The organism is Streptomyces sp. NPDC050485, from assembly GCF_044458185.1.
Classification (GTDB): Bacteria; Actinomycetota; Actinomycetes; order Streptomycetales; family Streptomycetaceae; genus Streptomyces.
Genome location: NZ_JBITHR010000025.1, coordinates 50815 through 74228 on the forward strand (window position 1 = coordinate 50815; position 23414 = coordinate 74228).

17 protein-coding genes are annotated in these 23414 nt (G+C 71.5%); 2 read left to right on the forward strand and 15 right to left on the reverse strand.

Features of this window, described 5'->3' with window-relative positions; genetic code table 11:
• Nucleotides 1-20: 20 nt before the first annotated feature.
• The 10 genes from ACIBK6_RS34555 to ACIBK6_RS34600 all read right to left on the reverse strand — a co-directional run bounded on the left by ACIBK6_RS34555 (nucleotide 21) and on the right by ACIBK6_RS34600 (nucleotide 15731).
• Nucleotides 21-1721, reverse strand: coding sequence for a proline--tRNA ligase (locus tag ACIBK6_RS34555; RefSeq protein WP_399056124.1), 1701 nt, complete (start codon nucleotides 1719-1721; stop codon nucleotides 21-23).
• 73 nt (nucleotides 1722-1794) lie between these two features.
• On the reverse strand, nucleotides 1795-2358 hold the full coding sequence (locus ACIBK6_RS34560) for a GNAT family N-acetyltransferase (protein ID WP_399056127.1): 564 nt from the start codon (nucleotides 2356-2358) through the stop codon (nucleotides 1795-1797).
• A gap of 15 nt (nucleotides 2359-2373) precedes the next feature.
• Entirely contained in the window at nucleotides 2374-3216 is an 843-nt protein-coding gene (locus tag ACIBK6_RS34565) for a GNAT family N-acetyltransferase (RefSeq protein ID WP_399056129.1), read from the reverse strand.
• A gap of 212 nt (nucleotides 3217-3428) precedes the next feature.
• Nucleotides 3429-4586, reverse strand: a complete 1158-nt coding sequence (gene ispG / locus ACIBK6_RS34570) for a flavodoxin-dependent (E)-4-hydroxy-3-methylbut-2-enyl-diphosphate synthase (RefSeq protein WP_399056131.1) — start codon at nucleotides 4584-4586, stop codon at nucleotides 3429-3431.
• A 250-nt stretch (nucleotides 4587-4836) separates the two neighbouring features.
• Nucleotides 4837-6138, reverse strand: a complete 1302-nt coding sequence (locus tag ACIBK6_RS34575) for a M50 family metallopeptidase (RefSeq protein WP_399056133.1) — start codon at nucleotides 6136-6138, stop codon at nucleotides 4837-4839.
• Nucleotides 6135-7385 carry a 1-deoxy-D-xylulose-5-phosphate reductoisomerase gene (gene dxr, locus ACIBK6_RS34580; protein ID WP_399056135.1) on the reverse strand — a complete coding sequence of 417 codons (1251 nt, stop codon included), beginning with the start codon at nucleotides 7383-7385 and terminating at the stop codon, nucleotides 6135-6137. The genes ACIBK6_RS34575 and dxr overlap by 4 nt, the downstream gene beginning before the upstream one ends.
• A 406-nt stretch (nucleotides 7386-7791) precedes the next feature.
• The gene (locus tag ACIBK6_RS34585; RefSeq protein ID WP_399056137.1) at nucleotides 7792-9717 is read right to left on the reverse strand and encodes an acyl-CoA dehydrogenase family protein; all 1926 of its coding nucleotides are present in this window, start codon (nucleotides 9715-9717) and stop codon (nucleotides 7792-7794) included.
• A gap of 181 nt (nucleotides 9718-9898) precedes the next feature.
• The gene (locus ACIBK6_RS34590; RefSeq protein WP_399056139.1) at nucleotides 9899-11344 is read right to left on the reverse strand and encodes an aldehyde dehydrogenase family protein; all 1446 of its coding nucleotides are present in this window, start codon (nucleotides 11342-11344) and stop codon (nucleotides 9899-9901) included.
• Nucleotides 11345-11726: 382 nt separating this feature from the next.
• Nucleotides 11727-13274, reverse strand: coding sequence for a PucR family transcriptional regulator (locus ACIBK6_RS34595; RefSeq protein ID WP_399056141.1), 1548 nt, complete (start codon nucleotides 13272-13274; stop codon nucleotides 11727-11729).
• 111 nt (nucleotides 13275-13385) lie between these two features.
• Nucleotides 13386-15731, reverse strand: coding sequence for an ATP/GTP-binding protein (locus ACIBK6_RS34600; protein WP_399056143.1), 2346 nt, complete (start codon nucleotides 15729-15731; stop codon nucleotides 13386-13388).
• Nucleotides 15732-15987: 256 nt separating this feature from the next.
• On the opposite strand from ACIBK6_RS34600, the gene gabT reads away from it, so the two are divergent.
• Both gabT and ACIBK6_RS34610 read left to right on the forward strand, forming a co-directional pair.
• Nucleotides 15988-17322: a 4-aminobutyrate--2-oxoglutarate transaminase gene (gene gabT / locus ACIBK6_RS34605; RefSeq protein ID WP_399056145.1), complete on the forward strand. Its 1335-nt coding sequence runs from the start codon at nucleotides 15988-15990 to the stop codon at nucleotides 17320-17322.
• A gap of 108 nt (nucleotides 17323-17430) precedes the next feature.
• Complete coding sequence (locus ACIBK6_RS34610; RefSeq protein WP_399056147.1) at nucleotides 17431-18252, forward strand: phosphatase PAP2 family protein; 822 nt, start codon at nucleotides 17431-17433, stop codon at nucleotides 18250-18252.
• A gap of 51 nt (nucleotides 18253-18303) precedes the next feature.
• On the opposite strand, the gene ACIBK6_RS34615 is transcribed toward ACIBK6_RS34610, so the two are convergent.
• From ACIBK6_RS34615 to ACIBK6_RS34635, 5 genes are all read right to left on the reverse strand, one after another.
• On the reverse strand, nucleotides 18304-18759 hold the full coding sequence (locus ACIBK6_RS34615) for a hypothetical protein (RefSeq protein WP_399056149.1): 456 nt from the start codon (nucleotides 18757-18759) through the stop codon (nucleotides 18304-18306).
• A 189-nt stretch (nucleotides 18760-18948) separates the two neighbouring features.
• Complete coding sequence (locus ACIBK6_RS34620) at nucleotides 18949-20370, reverse strand: NAD(P)/FAD-dependent oxidoreductase (protein WP_399056151.1); 1422 nt, start codon at nucleotides 20368-20370, stop codon at nucleotides 18949-18951.
• Between the two features lie 30 nt (nucleotides 20371-20400).
• On the reverse strand, nucleotides 20401-21204 hold the full coding sequence (locus ACIBK6_RS34625) for an ABC transporter permease (RefSeq protein WP_399056153.1): 804 nt from the start codon (nucleotides 21202-21204) through the stop codon (nucleotides 20401-20403).
• On the reverse strand, nucleotides 21204-22118 hold the full coding sequence (locus ACIBK6_RS34630) for an ABC transporter permease (protein ID WP_399056155.1): 915 nt from the start codon (nucleotides 22116-22118) through the stop codon (nucleotides 21204-21206). The genes ACIBK6_RS34625 and ACIBK6_RS34630 overlap by 1 nt, the downstream gene beginning before the upstream one ends.
• Nucleotides 22115-23266: an ABC transporter ATP-binding protein gene (locus ACIBK6_RS34635; protein WP_399056157.1), complete on the reverse strand. Its 1152-nt coding sequence runs from the start codon at nucleotides 23264-23266 to the stop codon at nucleotides 22115-22117. Before ACIBK6_RS34635 ends, ACIBK6_RS34630 begins: the two co-directional genes overlap by 4 nt.
• Nucleotides 23267-23414: the final 148 nt, after the last annotated feature.

Below are 23414 nucleotides of genomic sequence, written 5' to 3' on the forward strand. Positions count from 1 at the left end.
GGGCCTTCGCCATGAGGCCGTCAGGCCGTCAGGCGGGCGATCGCCTCGGCGAGCGGGAGCTCTTCGCGCTCGCCCGTGCGGCGGTCCTTCAGCTCGAAGACGCCCTCGGCCACGCGCCGCCCGGCCACCAGGATCTGCGGGACACCGATCAGCTCGGCGTCGGTGAACTTCACGCCGGGCGAGACCCCGGCCCGGTCGTCCACCAGGACCCGCAGCCCGGCGGCCCGGAGCTGTTCGGCGGCGTCGAGTGCGGCCTCCGTCTGCACCGCCTTGCCCGCGGCGACGACGTGGACGTCGGCCGGGGCGATCTCGGCCGGCCAGCACAGGCCCTTGTCGTCCGCCGTCTGCTCGGCGAGCGCCGCGACCGCGCGCGAGACGCCGATGCCGTACGAGCCCATCGTGACCCGCACCGGCTTGCCCTGCTGCCCGAGCACGTCGAGCTGGAAGGTGTCGGCGTACTTGCGGCCCAGCTGGAAGATGTGGCCGATCTCGATGGCCCGGTCGAGCTTCAGGCCCGCGCCGCAGGACGGGCAGGGGTCGCCCTCTTCGACCACGACGACGTCGAGGTAGTCGTCCACCTCGAAGTCCCGGCCGCAGACCACGTTGCGGGCGTGCGTGTCCGCCTTGTTGGCGCCGGTGATCCACGCCGTGCCCGGCGCGATGCGCGGGTCGGCGATGTAGCGGACCTTCTCCAGACCCTGCGGGCCGACGTAGCCGCGGACGAGATCGGGGCGGTCGGCGAAGTCCTCGGCCGTCACGAGCTCCACGACCGCGGGCGCCAGGTGCTCTCCGAGCTTGCCGAGGTCGACCTCGCGGTCCCCGGGGACGCCGACGGCGACGATCTCGCCGTCCACCTTGACCAGCAGGTTCTTCAGGGTGGCCGAGGCCGGGACGCCCAGGTGGGCGGCGAGGGTCTCGATGGTGGGGGTGTCGGGGGTGGCCAGTTCCTCGACGGGCCCGTGCGCCGAGCCGTCGACCGGGGCGGCCACGAACGTCACGGCCTCCGTGTTCGCCGCGTACTCGCACGCCGGGCAGTCCACGAAGGTGTCCTCGCCCGCCGCGGCCGGCGCCAGGAACTCCTCCGAGGCCGAGCCGCCCATCGCACCGGACACCGCGGAGACGATCCGGTAGTCCAGGCCGAGCCGCGCGAAGATCTTCTGGTAGGCCGCGCGGTGCAGGGCGTACGACTCGGCGAGGCCCTCGTCGGTGGTGTCGAAGGAGTACGAGTCCTTCATCTGGAACTCGCGGCCGCGCAGCACACCGGAGCGCGGGCGGGCCTCATCGCGGTACTTGGTCTGGATCTGGTACAGCATCACCGGCAGGTCCTTGTAGGACGTGCACTGGTCCTTGACCGTCTGCGTGAAGATCTCTTCGTGCGTCGGGCCGAGCAGGTACTCGCCGCCCTTGCGGTCCTTGAGGCGGAACAGCAGGTCGCCGTACTCCTCCCAGCGGCCGCTCGCCTCGTACGCGTCCTTCGGCAGCAGCGCGGGCAGCAGGACCTCCTGCGCCCCGATGGCGTCCATCTCCTCGCGTACGACGGTGGAGATGTTGTCCAGGACCTTCTTGCCGAGCGGCAGCCAGGTCCAGATGCCGGCGGCGTTGCGGCGCACGTAACCGGCGCGGACCAGGAGCTTGTGGCTGAGCGTCTCGGCGTCCGCCGGGTCGTCGCGCAGTGTCTTGGCCATCAGACGGGACATGCGCTGGACGTGGGCGGCTGCCATGGATTTCTCTCCTGTACGTGCACGGGGTGATGCCTGGAGGTTAGCCGGGCGGCCCGAGTGCGCGGAAATCCGTTTAGCCGAATGCCGTTTGTGCGGGCCGCAGCAGTGGAAGAGGCGCGCCCATCACCGCGTACGGCCGCGCCGCGCTCGGGAAGTGCACCTGTCCGGCCAGATCGACGTAGCCGAGCGCCCGGTACAGGGCCCGGGCGGGGCTCTCCGTGTCGATCGCGGAGAGGATCGAGCGGGGTTCGGCGGCGGTGTCGGTGATGGTGGTGATGAGCGCCCGGCCCAGGCCCAGGCCCTGGTAGGCGGGGTGGACGTGCAGCTCGGTGATGACGAACGAGTCGTCGAGCCACGCGTCGGCGCCGTTGTGGCGCAGATACGGCTCGACGACGGTGGACCACCAGTGGGCGCGGTCGTTGGGCATCCCGTACACGAAGCCGACCAGCCGTCCCTCGGGGGTGGTGGCCCCCAGCGCCCTCGCGCCGGGCTGGGACAGGTGCCGCAGCACGATGTGGCGGCGGACCCCGACCTCGTCGGCGCTCAGTCCGAAGGCGACCGCCTGCACGGCGAGCGCCTCGTCCACGCGGGCCGCGAGGTCGAGCGGTCCGACCACTGCGTCAGAGTCAGGAGGCATGGGCGCACCCTAACCTCAGAACAGCACGCTCATGAACGCCCCGGTCTCACGGAAGCCGACCCTCCGGTAGCAGGCTCGGGCGGGGGCGTTGAAGTCGTTCACGTACAGGCTCACGATGGGCGCGACGTCCGCGAGGGCGTAGCGCAGTACGGCCGCCATGCCGGCGGCGGACAGGCCCCTGCCCCGGTGTTCGGGGGCGACCCAGACGCCCTGGATCTGGCAGGCCTGGGTGGTGGCGGCGCCGATCTCGGCCTTGAAGACGACCTTGCCGTCCTCGATACGGGCGAACGAGCGCCCGGATCCTACGAGTTCGGCGACGCGGGCCTGGTAGAGCAGACCGCCGTCACCGGCCAGCGGCGAGACCCCGACCTCCTCGGTGAACATGGCGACGCAGGCCGGCATGATCGTGTCCATCTCGTCCTTGTGGATCCGGCGGACGTACGGGTCGGGGGCGATGTCGTCCGGCATCCGCTCGGTGACCATGAGCGGCTGGTGCGGGCGTACGTCGCGGGCCGGGCCCCAGTGCGGTTCGAGCAGCCGCCACAGCTGGGCGGTGGGCTCGGCGGGGCCGACGATCGAGGAGCAGCGGCGGCCGGTGCGGCGGGCGCGGTCGGCGAAGGAACGTACCGCCTCGGGGGTCGCGCAGATCGGTACGAGGTTGGCGCCGGAGTAGCAGAGCGAGCGGAGGCGGCCGTCCGCGTACCAGCCCCACATCTCGCCGCCGAGCCGCCAGGGGTCGAGGCCGGCGATCTGTACGCGGGAGGTCACGAAGGCGTTGGCGACCGGGTCGCTCTCCAGGATGGCGAGCGCCGCGCCGAGGTCGCCGGGTTCGAGGACCCGGGTGGTGGTCTGCGTCAACACGAGGGGGCCTCACGGTACGGTCTGCTGATCTCCGCACTGTACCTGCCACCCTGGGGGCGGCGCCCCCATACCCCACACCCCCGGGGCTCCGCCCCAGACCCCAGGGGTTTGCCCACCCGGCCGCCCGTGCAAGGGGTTGGATGGCTCGGGTTCCTGGGGCTGCGCCCCAGCCCCCGGAGGGTTTCGGGAAGGGGCGGGGTGGGGGAAAGTCAGCCCGCCACCGACACCTGCGGCTCGCCCGATGCGACGCCGTCCTTCTCCATCTGCTCGGCGATCTTCATCGCCTCATCGATCAGCGTCTCCACGATCTTCGACTCCGGGACGGTCTTGATGACCTCGCCCTTCACGAAGATCTGGCCCTTGCCGTTGCCGGAAGCGACACCCAGGTCGGCCTCACGCGCCTCGCCCGGACCGTTCACCACACAGCCCATCACCGCCACCCGCAGCGGAACCTCCATCCCCTCCAGGCCCGCCGTGACCTCCTCCGCCAGCTTGTACACATCCACCTGAGCACGCCCGCACGACGGACACGACACGATCTCCAGACGACGCTGACGCAGATTCAACGACTCCAGAATCTGGATGCCGACCTTGATCTCCTCCACCGGAGGAGCCGACAGCGAAACCCGGATCGTGTCACCGATCCCCTCGGCCAGCAGCGCCCCGAAAGCGACCGCCGACTTGATCGTGCCCTGGAAGGCAGGACCCGCCTCCGTCACACCCAGATGCAGCGGATAGTCACTCTGCGCCGCCAACTGCCGGTACGCATTCACCATCACCACCGGGTCGTTGTGCTTCACCGAGATCTTGATGTCCCTAAAGCCGTGCTCCTCGAAGAGCGACGCCTCCCACAACGCGGACTCCACCAACGCCTCAGGCGTCGCCTTCCCGTACTTCTTCAGCAGCCGCGCATCCAGCGAACCCGCGTTCACACCGATCCGGATCGGCGTACCCGCATCCTTCGCCGCCCGCGCGATCTCCCTCACCTTGTCGTCGAACTGCTTGATATTGCCCGGATTCACCCGCACCGCCGCACACCCCGCGTCAATCGCCGCGAACACGTACTTCGGCTGGAAATGAATATCCGCGATCACCGGGATCTGCGACTTCCGCGCGATCGTCGCCAGCGCATCCGCATCATCCTGAGTCGGACACGCCACCCGCACGATCTGACAGCCCGACGCCGTCAGCTCCGCGATCTGCTGCAACGTCGCCCCGATGTCCGACGTCCGCGTCGTCGTCATCGACTGCACCGACACGGGCGCGTCCCCGCCGACCGCCACGGAACCGACCTGGATCTGGCGGCTCTTGCGACGCTCGGCCAGCCTGGTCGGTACGGACGGCATTCCCAGTGAAATCGCAGTCATCTGCTGTGCAACCCCAAGGTGTGGATCAAGGTGTGGATCAAGGTCCCGAGATCGGCGGGCTCCAGCCTTCGAGGTTACGTCACCGGGCGACCCCCGACTGCACCGTGCCCCGGTAGTTCACGCTAAGGGGCGGCCCGGGCACGCTGTGCGCCCGGGCCGCCCCCGCATCCGTACGACATCCCGTGTCGGCACGCCGCGTACCCCACCCGCGTACGAGACGCGCGTACGGCACAGGTGTCCGCCGCGTCCGTCAGGTGATCTTCACCGGGTTCACCACGTCCGCCACCAGGACCAGCAGCGTGAAGCAGATGAAGATTCCGGCCACCACGTACGCGACCGGCATCAGCTTCGCCACGTCGAAGGGGCCCGGGTCGGGGCGCTTGAGCACGCGGGCGAGGTTGCGGCGCAGCGACTCCCACAGGGCTCCGGCGATGTGACCGCCGTCCAGCGGCAGCAGCGGCAGCATGTTGAACAGGAACAGCGAGAGGTTGAAGCCGGCCAGCAGGAACAGGAACGTCGCGATGATGTTCGGCGTCGGGGCGTCCAGGTTGAGCACCTCGCCGCTGATGCGGGCCGCGCCGACCACACCGACCGGGGAGTCGGCCTTGCGCTGGCCGCCGTCGAAGGCCGCGTTCCACAGGTCCGGGATCTTGCCGGGCAGGGCGACGATCGAGTGCACGCCGTTCTGCACCATGTCGCCCATGCGGTTCACGGACGCGCCGAAACTGAGCGGCTGGATCTCGGTCTTGGCGGCGAAGCCGAGGTAGCCGGCCGGCACGAACTGGTCCGGGACGGCCTGGCCGTCCGAGCCCTTCTTCGCCACCATGTTCTTGGCGAGCGTGGGGTGCAGGGTGACCTGCTGGCCGCCGCGCTCCACGGTGACGGTGGCCGGGCCGATGGTCTCGCGGATCCGGTCCGAGAGGTCGGACCAGTCCTTCACGGGCTTGCCGTTGAAGGCGACGATCTTGTCGCCGGTCTTCATGCCCGCGGCTTCGGCGGGCGAGACGGCGTCGCCCGCCTTGCAGGTCTCGCGCTTCTCGCTCTGCGCGATCACACACTTCTGGACGCCCGCGACCTCGGTGGTCTGGGTCGCGGTGCCGAAGCCCATGAGGACGCTGAGGAAGATCGCGACGGCGAGCACCAGGTTCATGAACGGGCCCGCGAACATGACGATGACGCGCTTCCACGGCTTGCGCGTGTAGAAGAGCCGCTCCTCGTCGCCCGGCTGGAGCTCCTCGAAGGCCGCCGCCCTGGCGTCCTCGATCATGCCCCGGAACGGCGAGGTCGACCGCGCCTCAATGCGGCCGTCCTCCCCGGGCGGGAACATGCCGATCATGCGGATGTAGCCGCCGGCCGGAATCGCCTTGATCCCGTACTCCGTGTCGCCCTTCTTGCGCGACCAGATGGTGGGGCCGAAGCCGACCATGTACTGGGGCACGCGGATGCCGAAGAGCTTGGCCGTGGAGAGGTGGCCGAGCTCGTGCCAGGCGATGGAGATGAGCAGCCCGACGGCGAAGAGCGCTATGCCGAGGACCGTCAACAGGATCGTCATGCGCGTGCCTCCGCTGTTGCCTTCACGGCGAGTTCCCGGGCCCGGGCGCGTGCCCAGGTCTCCGCTTCAAGGACGTCCGAGACCGTGAGGGAAGTTCCCGTGGCGGGGGTGCCGTGCTCCGCCACCACATCGGTGACTGTCTCCATGATGCCGTTGAACGGCAGCCGTCCCGCCAGGAACGCGTCCACGCACTCCTCGTTCGCGGCATTGAACACCGCCGGAGCCGTCCCGCCCAGCTCCCCGACGTGCCGGGCGAGTCCCACCGACGGGAACGCGTCCTGGTCGAGGGGGAAGAACTCCCAGGTGGAGGCCGTGGACCAGTCGAAGGCGGGCGCCGCGTCGGGGATCCGCTCGGGCCAGCCGAGCCCGATCGCGATCGGTCCGCGCATATCGGGCGGGGTGGCCTGGGCCAGCGTGGAGCCGTCGGTGAACTCGACCATGGAGTGCACGTAGGACTGGGGGTGGACGACGACCTCGATGCGCTCGAAGGGGATGTCGTACAGCAGATGGGCCTCGATCACCTCCAGGCCCTTGTTGACCAGGGTCGCCGAGTTGACCGTGATCACGGGGCCCATCGCCCAGGTGGGGTGGGCGAGCGCGTCGGCCGGGGTGACGTCCGCGAGCTCGCTCTTGGTACGTCCCCGGAAGGGCCCGCCGGACGCGGTCACGACGAGTTTGCGCACATCGGCGCGTTTCCCGGCCGCCAGCGCCTGGAACAGGGCGGCGTGCTCGGAGTCGACCGGGATGATCTGGCCCGGCTTGGCGATGGCCTTGACGAGCGGGCCGCCGACGATCAGCGACTCCTTGTTGGCGAGGGCGAGCGTGCGGCCCGCCTCCAGCGCCGCGAGGGTCGGGGCGAGCCCGATCGAGCCGGTGATCCCGTTGAGCACGGTGTGGCACGGCGACGCGGCCAGTTCGGTGGCGGCGTCGGGGCCCGCGAGGATCTCGGGGAGCGGCTCGCCGCCGTACTGCGCGGCGAGCGCCTCGCGCAGCGCGGGCACGGCGTCCTCGCGGGCGACCGCGACCGTACGCACCTTCAACTGCCGGGCCTGCTCGGCCAGCAGCCCGACCCGGCCGCCGGCCGCGGACAGCGCGGTGACGCGGAAGCGGTCGGGGTTGCGCAGGACCAGGTCGATGGCCTGGGTACCGATGGACCCGGTGGATCCGAGGACGACCACATCGCGTCGGCCAACGGCTGGATCGAAGGCGATGTGAGGGTCGGCGAGGGGGGCTGGGCTGTCGCTCATCCCCCCATTGTTGCCGCATCCCCTGTGCGCCCGGACAGCGCTCCTGTCAATAAGGCCGGGAAGGTGCCGCGAGCCGGGTGCCCGGGGTCCCGCGCGGCAGCGGCCGCCAACCGGAGTTCAGGGTTCGTCCGGTGCCCGGGGGCGCACCCGGGCCGCTCGCGGAGCCCGCGCCCGCCGAGCCGCGCTTCAAGGCGCTCAGGGAAGCCGGCGTGATCCGCCGGTGGCCCTACGGCCTGGAGCGGTGCGGCCAGGTGCGCACCGAGGATCCCGAAGAGCGCTTCCCTGGGCTGCTCGCCCTGGTCGCCGACTGGGCACCGGAGCGGACCTGGGGGGTGTCCGCTGGGTCACGACGCCCGACCCACCGGACACCCCCTGGCCGCCTCGGCGCCCCAAGTCCCCTACCGGATCAGCGAATTGGGCGGTGGACGTTTTCGTTCTTGGCCGGGCCGGGGGTCGCGTCGGCGATCCAGGGGCCGTCGTCGGACGGGTCGATGACGCCTGCCTCCAGCCAGGTGTACGCGCCGTCGAGCACCCCGTCGACGATCTTGCGGTCGAGGTCGTCGGTGTTGCTCCACAGCCGCGTGAAGAGCTCCTCGACGCGGATGCGGGACTGGCGGCAGAACGCGTCCGCCAGCTGGACCGCCTCGCGGCCGTGGTCGCCGGTGGCACGCAGGTGCTCGGCCCGTACGCAGGCCGCGCTCATCGCGAACAGTTCGGCCCCGATGTCCACGATCCGGCCGAGGAAGCCCTGCTTGGTCTCCATCCGGCCCTGCCAGCGCGACATCGCGTAGAACGTCGAGCGGGCCAGCTTGCGCGCGGAGCGCTCGGCGTAGCGCAGATGCTGGGCGAGCGGGCCGAACTCGGCGTACGAGCGCGGGAGTTGACCGGCGCCCGCGACCAGCCTGGGCAGCCATTTGGCATAGAACCCGGCCGCGTTGGCGCCCGCCTTCGCCTTGTCCTGGAGGGACTTGTCGGGGTCGATGAGGTCGCCCGCCACCGACAGGTGGGCGTCGACCGCCTCCCGGGCGATCAGCAGGTGCATGATCTCCGTGGAGCCCTCGAAGATCCGGTTGATCCGCATGTCGCGGAGCATCTGCTCGGCGGGGACGGCCCGTTCGCCGCGGGCGGCCAGCGAGTCGGCGGTCTCGAAGCCGCGGCCGCCGCGGATCTGGACCAGCTCGTCCGCCATCAGCCAGCCCATCTCGGAGCCGTACAGCTTGGCGAGGGCCGCCTCGATGCGGATGTCGTTGCGGTTCTCGTCGGCCATCTGCGAGGAGAGGTCCGTCATGGCTTCGAGGGCGAAGGTGGTCGCGGCGATGAAGGAGATCTTCCCGCCGACCGCCTCGTGCCGGGCGACCGGGCGGCCCCACTGCTCGCGTACGCCCGCCCATTCACGGGCGATTTTCAGACACCATTTGCCGCTGCCCACGCAGAGTGCGGGCAGCGAGAGGCGGCCCGTGTTGAGCGTGGTCAGGGCGATCTTGAGGCCGGAGCCCTCGGGGCCGATCCGGTTGGCGGCCGGGACGCGGACCTGGTGGAAGCGGGTGACGCCGTTCTCGATGCCGCGCAGGCCCATGAAGGCGTTGCGGTTCTCGACCGTGACGCCCGGCGAGTCCGCCTCGACCACGAAGGCCGTGATGCCGCCCTTGTGGCCCTCGGACTTCGGCACCCGGGCCATCACGACCAAGAGGTCCGCGACGACGCCGTTGGTCGTCCACAGCTTGACCCCGTCCAGGACGTACGCGTCGTCGCCGTCGGGGACCGCCGAGGTCGCGAGCCGCGCCGGGTCGGAGCCCACGTCGGGCTCGGTGAGCAGGAAGGCGGAGATGTCGGTACGGGCGCAGCGCGGCAGGAAGGTGTCCTTCTGCTCCTGGGTGCCGAACAGTTTCAGCGGCTGCGGCACACCGATCGACTGGTGCGCGGAGAGCAGCGCGCCGATGGCCGGGCTCGCCGAACCGGCGAGCGTGAGCGCCTTGTTGTAGTAGACCTGGGTCAGCCCCTGGCCCCCGTACTTCGTGTCGATCTTCATCCCGAAGGCGCCGAGCTCCTTGAGCCCGTTCACCACCTCGTCGGGGATCCGCGACTCGCGCTCGATGAGGCGGCCGTCGACGCGGGTCTCGCAGAAGTCGCGCATCTTGGCGAGGAAGGCCTCGCCGCGCGCCACGTCGTCCGGGGCGGGCTGGGGATGCGGGTGGATCAGGTCGAGGCGCAGTCGTCCGAGGAACAGTTCCTTCGCGAAGCTGGGCTTGCGCCAGTCCTGCTCGCGGGCGGCCTCGGCGACCTGGCGGGCCTCGCGCTCGGAGACCTTGGCGGTGTGCTGTGGTGCGGTCATGAGGGGTTCTCCTCGCCGCGGGCTGATGGCTGCGGGCGGCTGCCCGTTACCGGGTGGTGCTACCCGTCCGTATGTACCCGATTCCCGGCACTTGGACCACCCCTCGCGGGCACCTGACGTACGACGGCGGCCGGAACCCCCGCACAGTGGGTTCCGGCCGCCGGTCTGGTCGCGTCGTCGGCTACAGGGCGAGGCCCGTCAGGACCAGGACGCGCTCGTAGGTGTAGTCGTCCATGGCGTAGCGGACGCCCTCGCGGCCGACGCCGGAGGCCTTGGCGCCGCCGTACGGCATCTGGTCGGCGCGGTAGGACGGCACGTCGCCGATGATCACGCCGCCGACCTCCAGGGCCCGGTGGGCGCGGAAGGCGGTCTGCACGTCGTGCGTGAACACCCCTGCCTGGAGGCCGTACTTGGAGGAGTTGACCGCGGCGAACGCCTCGGCCTCGCCGTCCACCTTCTGGACGGTGAGGACGGGTCCGAAGACCTCCTCGCAGGCCAGGGTGGTGTCGGCGGGCAGCTCGGTCAGCACGGTGGGCGCGTAGGAGGCGCCGTCGCGCTTGCCGCCGGTGAGCAGCTTGGCACCCGCCTGTACGGCCTCGTCGACCCAGGACTCGACGCGCACGGCGGCGGCCTCGCTGACCAGCGGGCCGACGTCGGTGGCGGAGTCGGACGGGTCGCCGGTGACCTGCGCCTCGACGGCGGCGACGATCTTCGGGAGCAGCCGGTCGTACACGGCGGCGTCCGCGATCACGCGCTGTACGGAGATGCAGGACTGGCCGCCCTGGTAGTTGGAGAAGGTGGCGATGCGGGTCGCCGCCCAGTCCAGGTCCTCCTCGCGGGCCCAGTCGGCCAGCACGACGGCCGCGCCGTTGCCGCCGAGCTCCAGGGTGCAGTGCTTGCGCGGCACCGAGTCCATGATCGCGTAGCCGACCTTGTCGGAGCCGGTGAAGGAGATGACCGGGAGGCGGTCGTCCTGCACCAGGGCCGGCATCTTGTCGTTGGCGACCGGCAGGACGCTCCACGAACCGGCGGGCAGCTCGGTCTCGGCGAGCAGCTCGCCGAGGACGAGGCCCGAGAGCGGGGTGGCGGGGGCGGGCTTGAGGATGATCGGGGCGCCCACCGCGATGGCCGGGGCGACCTTGTGGGCGCACAGGTTCAGCGGGAAGTTGAACGGCGCGATGCCGAGGACGACGCCCTTGGGGAAGCGGCGGGTCAGGGCGAGGCGGCCCACGCCGCCGCCGTCGGTGTCCAGGCGCTGGGCCTCGCCGCCGTTGAAGCGGCGGGCCTCCTCGGCGGCGAACCGGAACACGGACACCGCGCGGCCGACCTCGCCGCGGGCCCACTTGACGGGCTTGCCGTTCTCGGCGGAGATCAGCTGGGCGATCTCCTCGGTGCGCTCGGCCAGGCGGCGCGAGACGTGGTCGAGGGCGGCGGCCCTCACGTGCGCCGGGGTCGCCGCGAACTCCTCCACGACGGCGTGGGCGGCGGCCACGGCCTCCTCGACCTGGGTGTCGGTCGGGATGGACACGGCGGCGACGAGACGGCCGTCCCAGGGCGAAGTGACGTCGAAGCTGTCGTCGCCGGTGGCCTCGCGGCCGGCGAGCCAGAAGGCGTGGGTAGAAGTCATGCCCTCACGGTAGGCGGGCGGGGGCGGGTGCGGGTTTGTCCGGGGTGGAGTGGTCGGGGCGCGGGTTGCGCCGCTTTGTCATCCCGACCGGGCGGGGGTGCACCGGGGCTCCGCACCAGACCCCGGGAGGCCCCACCCCACCCCTTCCCGAAACCCTCCGGGGGTAACCGTTCGGCTGCGGACCGTACGTGGCTGGTCGCGCAGTTCCCCGCGCCCCTGGCGGGGTGCATTCCCAGCCCGTCATGGGGTCCCCCCTGGCCCTCAAGGCCTTGGGGGAGATTGAGGACGAGCGTCCTTCAGGCGCGAACGGGGTCTGGGGCGGAGCCCCAGGAGCTCTTTCACCCCCGGCGGGTTTCGGGAAGGGGCGGGTTGGGGGGAGAACTCAGGCGTCCGGGGCCGATGTCGCCTTCAGCGCCAGCCACAGCTCCATGCGGACGTCCGGGTCGTCCAGGGAGCGGCCCAGGATCTCCTCCACGCGGCGTATCCGGTAGCGCAGGGTGTGGCGGTGCACGCCGAGGTCCGCAGCCGCCGCGTCCCACTGGCCGTGCCGCGAGAGCCAGGCGCGCAGCGAGGCCACCAGATCGCCGCGGCCGGTCGCGTCGTGCTCGTACAGCGCGCGAAGCATCCCGTCGGCGAAGGCCCGCACCGCGTCGTCGGCGAGCAGCGGCAGCACGGAGCCCGCGACGAGCTCCTCGTGCTCGACGAGCGGCTTGCCGCGCCGCCGGGCGACCGAGAGCGCCTGTTCGGCCTGCTTGTACGCGGAGGCCGCGGCGATCGGCCCGGCCGGGGCGGAGAGCCCGATGACGAGTTCCTCGCCCTCGGCGCACTCGTGGGACAGGCAGGCCGCGACCGCCTCGCCGCCGTCCGCGGCGAGCACGACGAGCCGGCCGGACTCCGGCACCGCGAGGACCGCCTCGCCGCAGCGGGCGGCGGCCGACTCCATGGTCTCGGCGAGGACGCCGAGCCCTCCTTCGCCCTCGCCCGCGACCTCGGCGATGACCAGGCGGAACGGCGCGTCCAGGAGCCCGCCGTACAGGTCTCCGGCGACCGCGCGGGCGTGGTCCTGCTGGCCGGAGAGCAGCATCCGCAGGATCGCCGCGCCCAGGCGCTGCTCCGCGGACTGGAGGGAGCGGGAGCGTTCGGTGGTGAGGGTGAGCAGGGCGACCGCGGAGTGCACGGCGTACCGCTCGGCGGTGCCGAGCGGCGCCCCCGTACCGACGGCGAGCGCGCCGCGCATCCGGCGTCCGGTGCCCAGCGACTGGAGCTCCACGCGGTCGCCGGACGCGTCGTCGCCCCCGCCCACCACCGCGCTGGCCGGGGCGGCGCGTTCGCGCAGCCGGGCGACGTCCGCGGTGAGCCGGGCGGCGCGGCGGGCGGCCCATTCGGGTGCCGCGGCGACGACCGCGCCGGACGCGTCGTACAGCGCCGCCCAGCCGTCGACATGCGCGGCGAGCCGGGCGATGAGGTCGGCCGGCCCCTCGGAGAGCGCCGCCCGGGTCAGCTCGCGCTGGGCTTCGAACCCGGCGGTGACCGCGCGGTACTGGTCGGCCGAGATGGCCGCCGAGACCGCCTTGGAAATGGCCAGGAACGGCGTACGCCGCGGCACTTCGAGCAGCGGGAAGCCCTCCTCGCGGGCCGCGGTCAGCAGCGCGTCCGGTACGGATTCGTAATTGACGCCGACCGCGAAGCCGAGCCCGACCACCCCCGCCTTGGCCAGCCTGCGCACATAGCGGCGCATGGTGTCGGGGTCCTCGGCGTCCAGCGTCATGGCGGTGATGAGCAGCAGCTCGCCGCCCTCCATGTACGGGACGGGATCGGCGAGTTCGCTGACGTGGGCCCAGCGCACCGGGCGGTCCAGCTGGTCCTCCCCCGCGCGCACGGTGAGTTTGAGCGCCGAGTGCTGGACGAGCGAGGCGAGCGTGGGCGGCATGGGACCGGTTTACCTTCGGCAGGGGATTGCTACGTCCCGTATGAACGGAGCACTCCCATTTTGCCAGCTGGGCCAGGTCCCGCGGAGCCGTTCACCCCTGCGGAACCGGCCTCAGCCGCGCAGGTCCACGAGGAGCGGCGGTGCGTGCTCGCCCTGGACGGTGGTCAGGGAGAGCACGGCGTGCCCGGCGGGCACCTGGTGGGCGAGCTCCGAGGCCGACCAGCGTTCCCGCTCGACCTTGCGCACGGTGACGGCGTCGGTCGTGACGGCCTTGCCGGTGACGAGTTTGCGCAGCGCGTGGACCGCACGGGTGAGCGGCTGGTCGGCGAAGACGGTGTGCTTGGCGACCTCGGTGGTCTCCACCCACTCGGTGCCCCAGGCCTGCGCGAAGAGCCGCCCGTCCCAGGTGGTGACCCCCGAGAACGTCATGTGGCAGCCGGCCGAGCCGAGCAGCGAGGTGTGCAGCTGTTCCGGTACGTCGCCGAGCGCACGCAGCGTGAGCAGCACTCCGGCGTTGCAGTTCCGCAGCCGCTGCAGGGCACGTACGGATTCGGCGGTGACGGCGTGGGTGGCGTCGTCCACGGCCAGGAAGGCGAAGAGCGAGCGGTCCCGGCGGGCGGCCGCCGCGGCGGTGAACTGGGCGAGGACGAGCCGGGTGAGCAGGTGCGCGGCTTCGGGGTGGGAGCGTTCGGGCAGGTCGATGCGGACCCGCAGCGGGTGTTCGAGGGAGCGCAGCGAGAAGGGGCGGGTCTCGCCCGTGGTGTCGAAGAAGCCCTCGAAGGCGGGGCGGTCGAGTACCGCGACGCGGGCCGCGAGGGCGAGCCCGGGATCGCCCGGGGTGCCCAACTGCCGTGTGCGGGCGTCGAGTTCGCGATGGTAGGCGCGGTGTTCCTCGGCGTGGAGGCTCGCCCGGAGCTCCGCCAGGGCACCGGGCGAGCCGTCGAGCAGCTCGCGCAGCACGGGGACGGCGGGGAAGCGTCCGTGGGCCGCGCGGTAGGGGCCGAGCAGCTGGGCCAGGGCGGTCGCGGCCCGCCGCGAGTCGACCTCGGGCAGATCGCCGGCGAGGGCCTCGGCGAGCAGCGCCGCGGCCTCGTCGGGGTCGGCGGCGGCGCCGTACAGGTCGAGGTCGTACGCGGATGCGGGATCGCCGGGCTTGATCACCACGTCGTAGCCGTCGTCGGGCCCCAGCGGGGTGCCCGCCGCGCACACCGCGACCACGGCGGCCTTTCCGGCGAGCGCCTGGAGCGCGAGCGACTCCACCACGGGCCGCACCAGGTGCCGGGTCTTGCCGGAGCCGAACGGACCGACCGCGAGCAGCGAGGAGCCGAGGGCTGCCGGGTCGATCGCGGCGCCCGCGCCCCGGCGGGCGGGCGGGGTGCGTTCGGCGTCGGGGTAGCGGCCGATCCGCACCTGCGAGGTGAGCAGGTCGTGGGTGGCCGCGCGGGCCGGCAGGTCGCGGTCGCCGGAGGGGTGCGGACAGGCCCGCGCGCCCTGGCCGACGACCGCTTCGGTGAACGCGCCGAACCGGGCGGGGTCGGCCTCGACGGTGGCCCAGGCGCGCCGGATGCGTACGCAGTCGACGTCGTTCATCCGCCCGGCCCGCTCGTCCGCCACGAGCCGGTCGGCGACGGCGCCCTGGCCGGCGGCGCGCAGCTGGGGCCAGTCGGCCGGGGTGGGGGCCGCGGACCCGGAGGGCGCGGCCTGCGCCGGGGAGTCCGGCTTGCGCCCGCGCCGGCGTACGTGCCCCAGCCAGTCGCCCGCCTTGGCGAAGGGCCACAGGACCGCGCCGCCGACCAGGGCGTACAGGGCGTAGTTGACGAAGGTGACCACCGCGCGGTCGCCGTTGGTGGTCCACGAGACCGGGAACAGGCTCCAGACGGTGAAGTAGAACGGGAACAGGCTGGTCCCGATCACCAGCCACACCGCGGCCGCCCCCGCGAGTCCGGTGCGCAGCGCCCGTTCGGGTTGCGGGTGATCGACGGCGTACCGCCGGAACACCTCCAGCCAGTTGCCCATCCGCCCGAAGACGTAGATCAGCAGCGCCGCGAACAGGCTGTTGTAGACCTCGATGGCGGTCAGCGCGGCCGGGGGCCGGGGGTAGGTCCACCACTCGGTGGGGGTGAACAGTTCGAGCAGGACCCGGCTGTGCGGGATGTAGCCGTTGGTCCACAGCGACCAGACCAGGGTGGCCGCGAGCAGCGCCACGAGTGCGCCGACGAGCAGCGCCCGGTCGGGCACCCGGTCCGGGTCGGCGTCGGGGCGCGGCCGGTGCCCGTAGCGCCACAGGCCCGGTTCGGCGGGGGCCCGCGGGGTGCGCAGCCAGTCGCCGAGGGCGGGCCCGGCCGTCGGCGCCTGAACCGGCCGGGGCGGGAGCGCCGGGATCGGGGGCGGTCCGGCGGGGCGCGGGACCGCCCCCGATCGGGTGCCGCGTGCGTCGTGCGTGCCTTCGGTGTCCATCGACCCCTTGCCCCCTGACCAGCCGGGTCCGTACTGAGCGGTGCGAACGCTCAATCTAGTGGCAGCACGCGGCGGTTCACCGGTACCGCGCGGCACGGGGCCGCCCGGCCGCGCCCGGGGCAACTGTCCGCCGAGGACAAGGGACACACCCCCACCACTACCGAACGGCGCATGCCACACCCCGCCCGCGCGCCCTAGCCTGCCAAGAAAGCCAAGGAAGCGTCCGAAATCCCCCAGGAAACCCCAGGAGCCCCGCATGAGCGCCATCCCGCAGGAGCGCCGCGTCGTCACCGCGATCCCCGGCCCGAAGTCGCAGGAGCTGCAGGCCCGCCGTCTCGCGGCGGTCGCCGCCGGTGTGGGCTCCACGCTGCCGGTCTTCACCGCGCGCGCGGGCGGCGGCATCATCGAGGACGTCGACGGCAACCGCCTGATCGACTTCGGTTCCGGCATCGCCGTGACCTCCGTCGGCGCCTCCGCCGAGGCCGTCGTGCGCCGCGCGACCGCCCAGCTCGCCGACTTCACCCACACCTGCTTCATGGTGACGCCGTACGAGGGCTATGTGGCCGTCGCCGAGCAGCTGGCCGAGCTGACCCCGGGCGACCACGCCAAGAAGTCCGCGCTGTTCAACTCGGGCGCCGAGGCCGTCGAGAACGCCGTCAAGATCGCTCGTGCGTACACCAAGCGCCAGGCCGTCGTCGTCTTCGACCACGGCTACCACGGCCGCACCAACCTGACGATGGCGCTGACGGCCAAGAACATGCCGTACAAGAACGGCTTCGGTCCGTTCGCGCCCGAGGTCTACCGGGTGCCGGTCGCCTACGGCTACCGCTGGCTGACCGGCCCGGAGAACGCCGGCGCCGAGGCGTCCGCGCAGGCCATCGACATGATCAACAAGCAGATCGGCGCGGACAACGTCGCCGCGATCATCATCGAGCCGGTGCTCGGCGAGGGCGGCTTCATCGAGCCGGCCAAGGGCTTCCTGCCCGCGATCAGCCAGTTCGCCAAGGACAACGGCATCGTCTTCGTCGCCGACGAGATCCAGTCCGGCTTCTGCCGCACCGGCCAGTGGTTCGCCTGCGAGGACGAGGGCATCGTCCCGGACCTGATCACCACCGCGAAGGGCATCGCGGGCGGCATGCCGCTCGCCGCCGTGACGGGCCGCGCCGAGATCATGGACGCCGCGCACGCGGGCGGCCTCGGCGGCACCTACGGCGGCAACCCGGTTGCCTGCGCCGCCGCCCTCGGCGCCATCGAGACGATGAAGGAGCTGGACCTCAACGGCAAGGCCAAGCGCATCGAGGAGGTCATGAAGGGCCGCCTCGCGACGATGGCCGAGAAGTACGACATCATCGGCGACATCCGCGGCCGCGGCGCCATGATCGCCATCGAGCTGGTCGAGGACCGCGCTTCCAAGACCCCGAACCCTCAGGCCGCCGCGGCGCTCGCCAAGGCCTGCCACGCGGAGGGGCTGCTCGTCCTCACCTGCGGTACGTACGGGAACGTCCTGCGCTTCCTGCCGCCGCTGGTCATCGGCGAGGACCTGCTGGGCGAGGGCCTCGACATCATTGAGCAGGCCTTCACCGGCGTGTGACGCTCCGTATCCGTGGCGGACGGTGCCTGTGAAGAACGTGTGGGGGGCCGATGGCGGGATGGAGTTCCCGCTGTCGGTCCCCCGCGCTCTGCCGTACGGTTTCTGCAGATGAGAGAAACACCCCGTCCGCAGGAGACTGCGGACGACTCCAGGGCGGAGCATCCCCAGCCTTGCCCTGGTCGTGCCCTCGCGCACACCACTGGAGCCGCAGGCTCCGGAACTCCTCACCGATCGGATGGCCGTCCGCCCCATACCCCCCGGGGCGCGCGGTTCGCCGGTCAAGGCGGCGGCCCCGGAACCACCCCCCCTGTTCCGGGACCGCCGGCTTTCCTCTTCGCCGGGTTCGCCACGCTGCTGTGCGTGTTCGCGGTCATCACCTGGCAGGTCGCGTCCGACGGCCCGCTGCGCCGCCTCGACGAGCGCCTCGACCGCACGGCCACCGGCCACGGGCCCGCCGCGCTCAGCCAGTTCCTCTCCGACCTCGGCAGCATGCCGGTCGCGCTTCCCGTCCTCGCCCTTGCCCTCGCGTACGCCCTGTGGCGCGGCCGCCGCCGCCAGGCGCTGATCGCCGCGGTGACGATGGCCGTTGTGCCGCTGCTGGTCGTGCCGCTGAAGGACTGGATCGCCCGGCCGGGACCGCTGGAGGCCGCCACCGGCTACTACCCGTCGGGCCATACGGCGACCGCGATGGTGGCGTACGGCGGTGTGGCGCTGCTGCTCGCCCCGGATGTGCGCCCCCGGTGGCTGATGCCCGCCGCCGCGGCGGTGCTGACGGGGGCGACGGGCATCGGCCTGGTCCTGCACGGCTACCACTGGCCCCTTGACGTGGTGGGCAGTTGGTGTCTGTGCGGGGCGCTCCTCATGGTCAGCTCCACGGGTATGCGTCGAAGTTCTTCGAGAACTCCCCGCCGTCGGCCGATCGACGGTTGACGGTTTCGGGGCTGGTTGCCCCGGCGTCCACGGAACCGCCTTCCGCCGCGGTCAGTGCCGGTCCCGCGCGATGTGGGCCGCGGCCTCATGCATAGCGAGTTCGAGCAGGGTCGGATCGGTGAGGGTGCCCGAGCCGTCCGGCGGCACCAGCCAGCGCACCCCGCCGGTCGCCCGGCCCGGGTACGGGACCACGATCCAGGTACCGGCGCCCGCGCCGCGCACCCCCGTGCCGAGCCACCGGGTGGCGGTGCCCGGCGGCACGAAGAAACCCATCCGCTCGTCGCCGAAGTCGGCGAGCACCGGGCCCGGCCGGTCCACGAGCCGGGTCAGCACGCCGAGCGTGCCGCGGCCGAGCCCGCCCGGCAGGATCAGTACGTCCCAGCGCCGGCCGGCCGGAAGGAGCGCGACCCCCAGGGGGTTCCGCTCCCATTCCCACCGGCAGGCGTCCGGATCCGGCGCCACCGACGCCAGCCATTCCACCGCGCTCTTTGCCCCCGAGGCAGCCATTGCCCGTCCTCCGTTCCCAGGCCCACTCCGCAGGGCGCCGTCAGGGCGTCCATCAGGGAGAGAGGGGTGGAGCCGAACTATGACGCCACTTCCGCCGTTTATCGGTAGTGAACGGGGTCACGTCATGATCAAAAAGAGTGCGCCCCCGGCGTGACCGGGGGCGCACGGAACGATCAGACGATCAACCGGTCAGCTGTCGAAGCCCAGGCCGACCCGGTCCATGGCCTTGAGCCACAGATTGCGCCGGCCGCCGTTCTCATCCGCCCGGGCCAGGGACCACTTGGTGAGGCCGATGCCCGCCCAGGCGACCGGCTCCGGCGGGAACGGCAGCGGCTTGGTGCGCACCATCTCCAGTTCGGTGCGCTCGGTGCGCTCCCCCGCCAGCAGATCGAGCATCACATCGGCGCCGAAGCGCGTCGCGCCGACCCCGAGTCCGGTGTACCCGGCGGCGTACGCGACCCGTCCGGCGTGGGCGGTGCCGAAGAACGCCGAGAAGCGCGAGCAGGTGTCGATCGCCCCGCCCCAGGCGTGGCTGAAGCGCACCCCCTCCAGCTGCGGGAAGCACCGGAAGAACTGCTCGGCCAGCTTGGCGTACGTCTCGGGCCGGTCGTCGTACTCGCTGCGCACCTTCCCGCCGTACGGGTAGATCGCGTCGTAGCCGCCCCACAGGATGCGGTTGTCCGCCGACAGCCGGAAGTAGTGGAACTGGTTGGCCGAGTCGCCGAGCCCCTGGCGGCGGTGCCAGCCGATCGAGGCGAGCTGGGCGGCGTTCAGCGGTTCGGTCATCAGCGCGTAGTCGTACACCGGGACCGTGAACGGCCGCAGCCGCTTGACCAGCGAGGGGAAGACGTTGGTGCCGAGCGCGACCTGCTGGGCGCGGATCTTCCCGTACGGGGTGCGCACACCCATGCCGGTGCCGACCCGGGCCAGCGAGAGGCCCGGGGTGTGCTCGTGGATCCGTACGCCCAGATCGAGGCAGGCCCGCTTCAGGCCCCAGGCCAGCTTGGCCGGGTGGAGCATCGCGACGCCGCGCCGGTCCCAGAGCCCGCCGAGGAAGGTGGGCGAGTCGACCTCGGCCCGCAGCTGCTCCTCGTCGAGGAGTTCGAGCCCGCCGAAGCCGAGCCGGTTCGCCTCCTCGTACATCTCGTGCAGCTCTTCGAGCTGGTGGGGCTCGGTGGCGACGTCGATCTCGCCGGTCCGCTCGAAATCGCAGTCGATCTTGTAACGGGCGACGGCGTCCTCGATGGCGTCCAGGTTGGCCGCGCCCAGCTCCTCCAGCTTGGCGAGCTCGCCCGGCCAGCGGGCGAGGCCGTTGCCGAGGCCGTGGGTGAGGGAGGCGGCGCAGAAGCCGCCGTTGCGGCCGGAGGCGGCCCAGCCGATCTCCTTGCCCTCGATGAGGACGACGTCGCGGCCGGGGTCGCGCTCCTTGGCGATGAGCGCGGTCCACAGCCCGCTGTAGCCGCCGCCGATGACGAGCAGGTCGCACTGCTCGTCACCGGTGAGGGCGGGCAGCGCCTCGGGGCGGCCGGGGTCCTCCAGCCAGAAGGGGACGGGCCTGGCGCCCGCGAGAGACTGTGTCGCTGCACTGTTCATGGCTCGGGTCACGGCCATGATTTCCAACTCCCTCAGAACTGCGTACGGTTACGCTTTCGCGCTGTTCTTGCGCCGGTTCGCGATGAGCTGTCCGGCGGTGACCACCACTACGGCGATGATGAACATGGCCGTACCGATGACGTTGATCTGCACGGGTGTGCCGCGCTGCGCCGAGCCCCACACGAACATCGGGAAGGTCACGGTGGAGCCCGCGTTGAAGTTGGTGATGATGAAATCATCGAAGGAGAGCGCGAAGGCGAGCAGCGCGCCCGCCGCGATGCCGGGTGCGGCGATCGGCAGCGTCACCCGCAGGAACGTCTGGACCGGACCGGCGTAGAGGTCGCGCGCGGCCTCCTCAAGACGCGGGTCCATGGACATCACGCGGGCCTTGACGGCGGTGACGACGAAGCTCAGACAGAACATGATGTGGGCGATCAGGATCGTCCAGAAGCCCAGCTGCGCGCCCATGTTGAGGAAGAGCGTGAGCAGGGATGCGGCCATCACGACCTCGGGCATCGCCATCGGCAGGAAGATCAGCGAGTTGATCGCGCCGCGCGCCCGGAACCGATAGCGGACCAGGGCGAACGCGATCATCGTGCCGAGCACGGTCGCGCCGACCGTCGCCCAGACGGCGATCTGGAGCGACAGCGAGAGCGAGCCGCACATGTCGGCGACGCCGCACGGGTCCTTCCAGGCGTCGGTCGAGAAACGCGTCCAGGAGTAGTTGAAGCGCCCGTTCGGCTTGTTGAACGAGAACACCATCACGACGACGTTCGGCAGGATCAGATAGGCGAGGGTGCCAAGGCCCGCGATGACGACGATATTGCGGCGAAGCCACTTGGGAACGGGCATCAGACCAGGTCCTCCGTGCCGGCTCGGCGGATGTAGACGGTGACCATGACCAGGACGATCGCCATCAGGATGAAGGAGAGGGCGGCGGCCGTCGGATAGTCGAGGACCCTGAGGAACTGCGACTGGATGACGTTGCCGACCATCTTCTGGTCGGTGGAGCCGAGCAGTTCGGCGTTCACGTAGTCGCCGCTCGCCGGGATGAAGGTGAGCAGCGTCCCGGAGACCACGCCGGGCATCGACAGCGGGAAGGTCACCTTGCGGAAGGTGGTGGCGGGCGTCGCGTACAGGTCGCCGGCCGCCTCGTGCAGCCGGGAGTCGATGCGCTCCAGGGAGGTGTACAGCGGCAGGATCATGAACGGCAGGAAGTTGTAGGTGAGTCCGCACACCACCGCCATCGGCGTGGCCAGGACCCGGTTGCCCTCGGTCCAGCCCAGCCAGTTGGTGACGTCCAGGACGTGCAGGGCGCCGAGCGCGTGCACCACCGGGCCGCCGTCCGCCAGGATCGTCTTCCACGCCAGGGTGCGGATCAGGAAGCTGGTGAAGAACGGCGCGATCACCAGGACCAGGACCACATTGCGCCAGCGGCCCGCCTTGAACGCGATCAGATAGGCCAGCGGATAGCCGAGCAGCAGACACAGGAGCGTCGCGGTGCCCGCGTACAGCAGGGAGCGGACGAACTGCGGGTAGTACTCCTTGAAGGCGTCCCAGTACGTCTGGAAGTGCCAGGTGACCTGGAAGCCCTTCTCAAGTGAGCCCGTCTGTACGGAGGTTGAGGCCTGGTACACCATCGGCAGCGCGAAGAACACGATCAGCCACAGGATGCCGGGCAGCAGCAGCCAGTACGGGACGAGCCGCTTGCGGGTGGACGCCTTGCGCACGGGCAGTTCCGCCGGCGCTTCGGCCACGGCGGTCACGCGGCGTCCTCGACCTTCTCCACGCCCGCGTCGATCGGCTGGGCCGCGTCGAGACCGAAGGTGTGCGCCGGGTTCCAGTGCAGTACGACCTCGGCACCGGGGGTGAGCCGGGTGTCGCGCTCGATGTTCTGCTCGTACACCGAAAGGCCGCTGCCAGCCGGGGAGTCCACGAGGTACTGGGTGGAGACGCCGATGAACGAGGAGTCGACGATCCGGCCGGTGACGCGGTTGCGGCCCTCGGCGATGGCGCCCTCGTCGTCGGCGTGCGCGAGCGAGATCTTCTCCGGGCGTACGCCGACGAGCAGCTTGCCGCCGCTGCTGGTGGGGGCCGAACATCGCCCGCCGGGCAGCTTCAGCTTGGCGCCACCCGCGGTGACCACCACGTCCTCACCGTTCTTCTCGGCGACCTCGGCCTCGATGAGGTTGGAGGTGCCCAGGAAGTTCGCGACGAAGGTGGTCTGCGGGTTCTCGTACAACTCGGCGGGCGCGCCGAGCTGTTCGACACGGCCGCCGTTCATCACCGCGACCGTGTCGGCCATCGTCATGGCCTCCTCCTGGTCGTGGGTGACGTGGATGAAGGTGATGCCGACCTCGGTCTGGATGCGCTTGAGCTCCAGCTGCATCTGGCGGCGCAGCTTCAGGTCCAGGGCGCCAAGGGGCTCGTCCAGGAGCAGCACCTGGGGGTGGTTGATGAGGGCGCGGGCGACCGCGACGCGCTGCTGCTGACCGCCGGAGAGCTGGTGCGGCTTGCGCCTGGCGAAGTCGCCGAGCTGGACGAGCTCCAGCATGTCGTCGACCTGCTTCTTCACCGACTTGATGCCGCGCCGGCGCAGCCCGAACGCGATGTTCTCCGTCACATCCAGGTGCGGGAAGAGGGCGTACGACTGGAAGACGGTGTTCACCGGCCGCTTGTACGGCGGCAGGTCGGTGACGTCCTGGTCGCCGAGGAAGACGGTGCCGGTGGTCGGCTCCTCCAGGCCCGCGATCATGCGGAGCGTGGTGGTCTTGCCGCAGCCGGACGCGCCGAGCAGGGCGAAGAACGAGCCCTGCGGAACGGTCAGTTCGAGCGGCTGGACGGCGGTGAAGGAGCCGTACGTCTTGCTGATCCCGGTGAGGCGGACGTCGCCGCCGGCGGTGCTGTCTGTCATGGGTGAGGTCCCAGGGGGGTGTCGAGGGGGAGGGGGAGGTGGGCTCAACGCCCTTGAGGGGCGCGGGGCTGTGACATCGTGCGGCTCCGCCGCGTGGGCGCGACCAGCCACGCACGGCCCGCAGTCGAAGAACACGCACACCCGCGGA

Coding starts and splice junctions, on each gene's coding strand:
- ACIBK6_RS34555 (WP_399056124.1), bottom strand. CDS start 1,721: ATGGCAGCCGCCCACGTCCAGCGCATGTCCCGTCTGATGGCCAAGACA.
- ACIBK6_RS34560 (WP_399056127.1), bottom strand. CDS start 2,358: ATGCCTCCTGACTCTGACGCAGTGGTCGGACCGCTCGACCTCGCGGCC.
- ispG (WP_399056131.1), bottom strand. CDS start 4,586: ATGACTGCGATTTCACTGGGAATGCCGTCCGTACCGACCAGGCTGGCC.
- ACIBK6_RS34575 (WP_399056133.1), bottom strand. CDS start 6,138: ATGACGATCCTGTTGACGGTCCTCGGCATAGCGCTCTTCGCCGTCGGG.
- dxr (WP_399056135.1), bottom strand. CDS start 7,385: ATGAGCGACAGCCCAGCCCCCCTCGCCGACCCTCACATCGCCTTCGAT.
- ACIBK6_RS34585 (WP_399056137.1), bottom strand. CDS start 9,717: ATGACCGCACCACAGCACACCGCCAAGGTCTCCGAGCGCGAGGCCCGC.
- ACIBK6_RS34590 (WP_399056139.1), bottom strand. CDS start 11,344: ATGACTTCTACCCACGCCTTCTGGCTCGCCGGCCGCGAGGCCACCGGC.
- ACIBK6_RS34595 (WP_399056141.1), bottom strand. CDS start 13,274: ATGCCGCCCACGCTCGCCTCGCTCGTCCAGCACTCGGCGCTCAAACTC.
- ACIBK6_RS34600 (WP_399056143.1), bottom strand. CDS start 15,731: ATGGACACCGAAGGCACGCACGACGCACGCGGCACCCGATCGGGGGCG.
- gabT (WP_399056145.1), top strand. CDS start 15,988: ATGAGCGCCATCCCGCAGGAGCGCCGCGTCGTCACCGCGATCCCCGGC.
- ACIBK6_RS34610 (WP_399056147.1), top strand. CDS start 17,431: ATGAGAGAAACACCCCGTCCGCAGGAGACTGCGGACGACTCCAGGGCG.
- ACIBK6_RS34615 (WP_399056149.1), bottom strand. CDS start 18,759: ATGGCTGCCTCGGGGGCAAAGAGCGCGGTGGAATGGCTGGCGTCGGTG.
- ACIBK6_RS34620 (WP_399056151.1), bottom strand. CDS start 20,370: ATGGCCGTGACCCGAGCCATGAACAGTGCAGCGACACAGTCTCTCGCG.
- ACIBK6_RS34625 (WP_399056153.1), bottom strand. CDS start 21,204: ATGCCCGTTCCCAAGTGGCTTCGCCGCAATATCGTCGTCATCGCGGGC.
- ACIBK6_RS34635 (WP_399056157.1), bottom strand. CDS start 23,266: ATGACAGACAGCACCGCCGGCGGCGACGTCCGCCTCACCGGGATCAGC.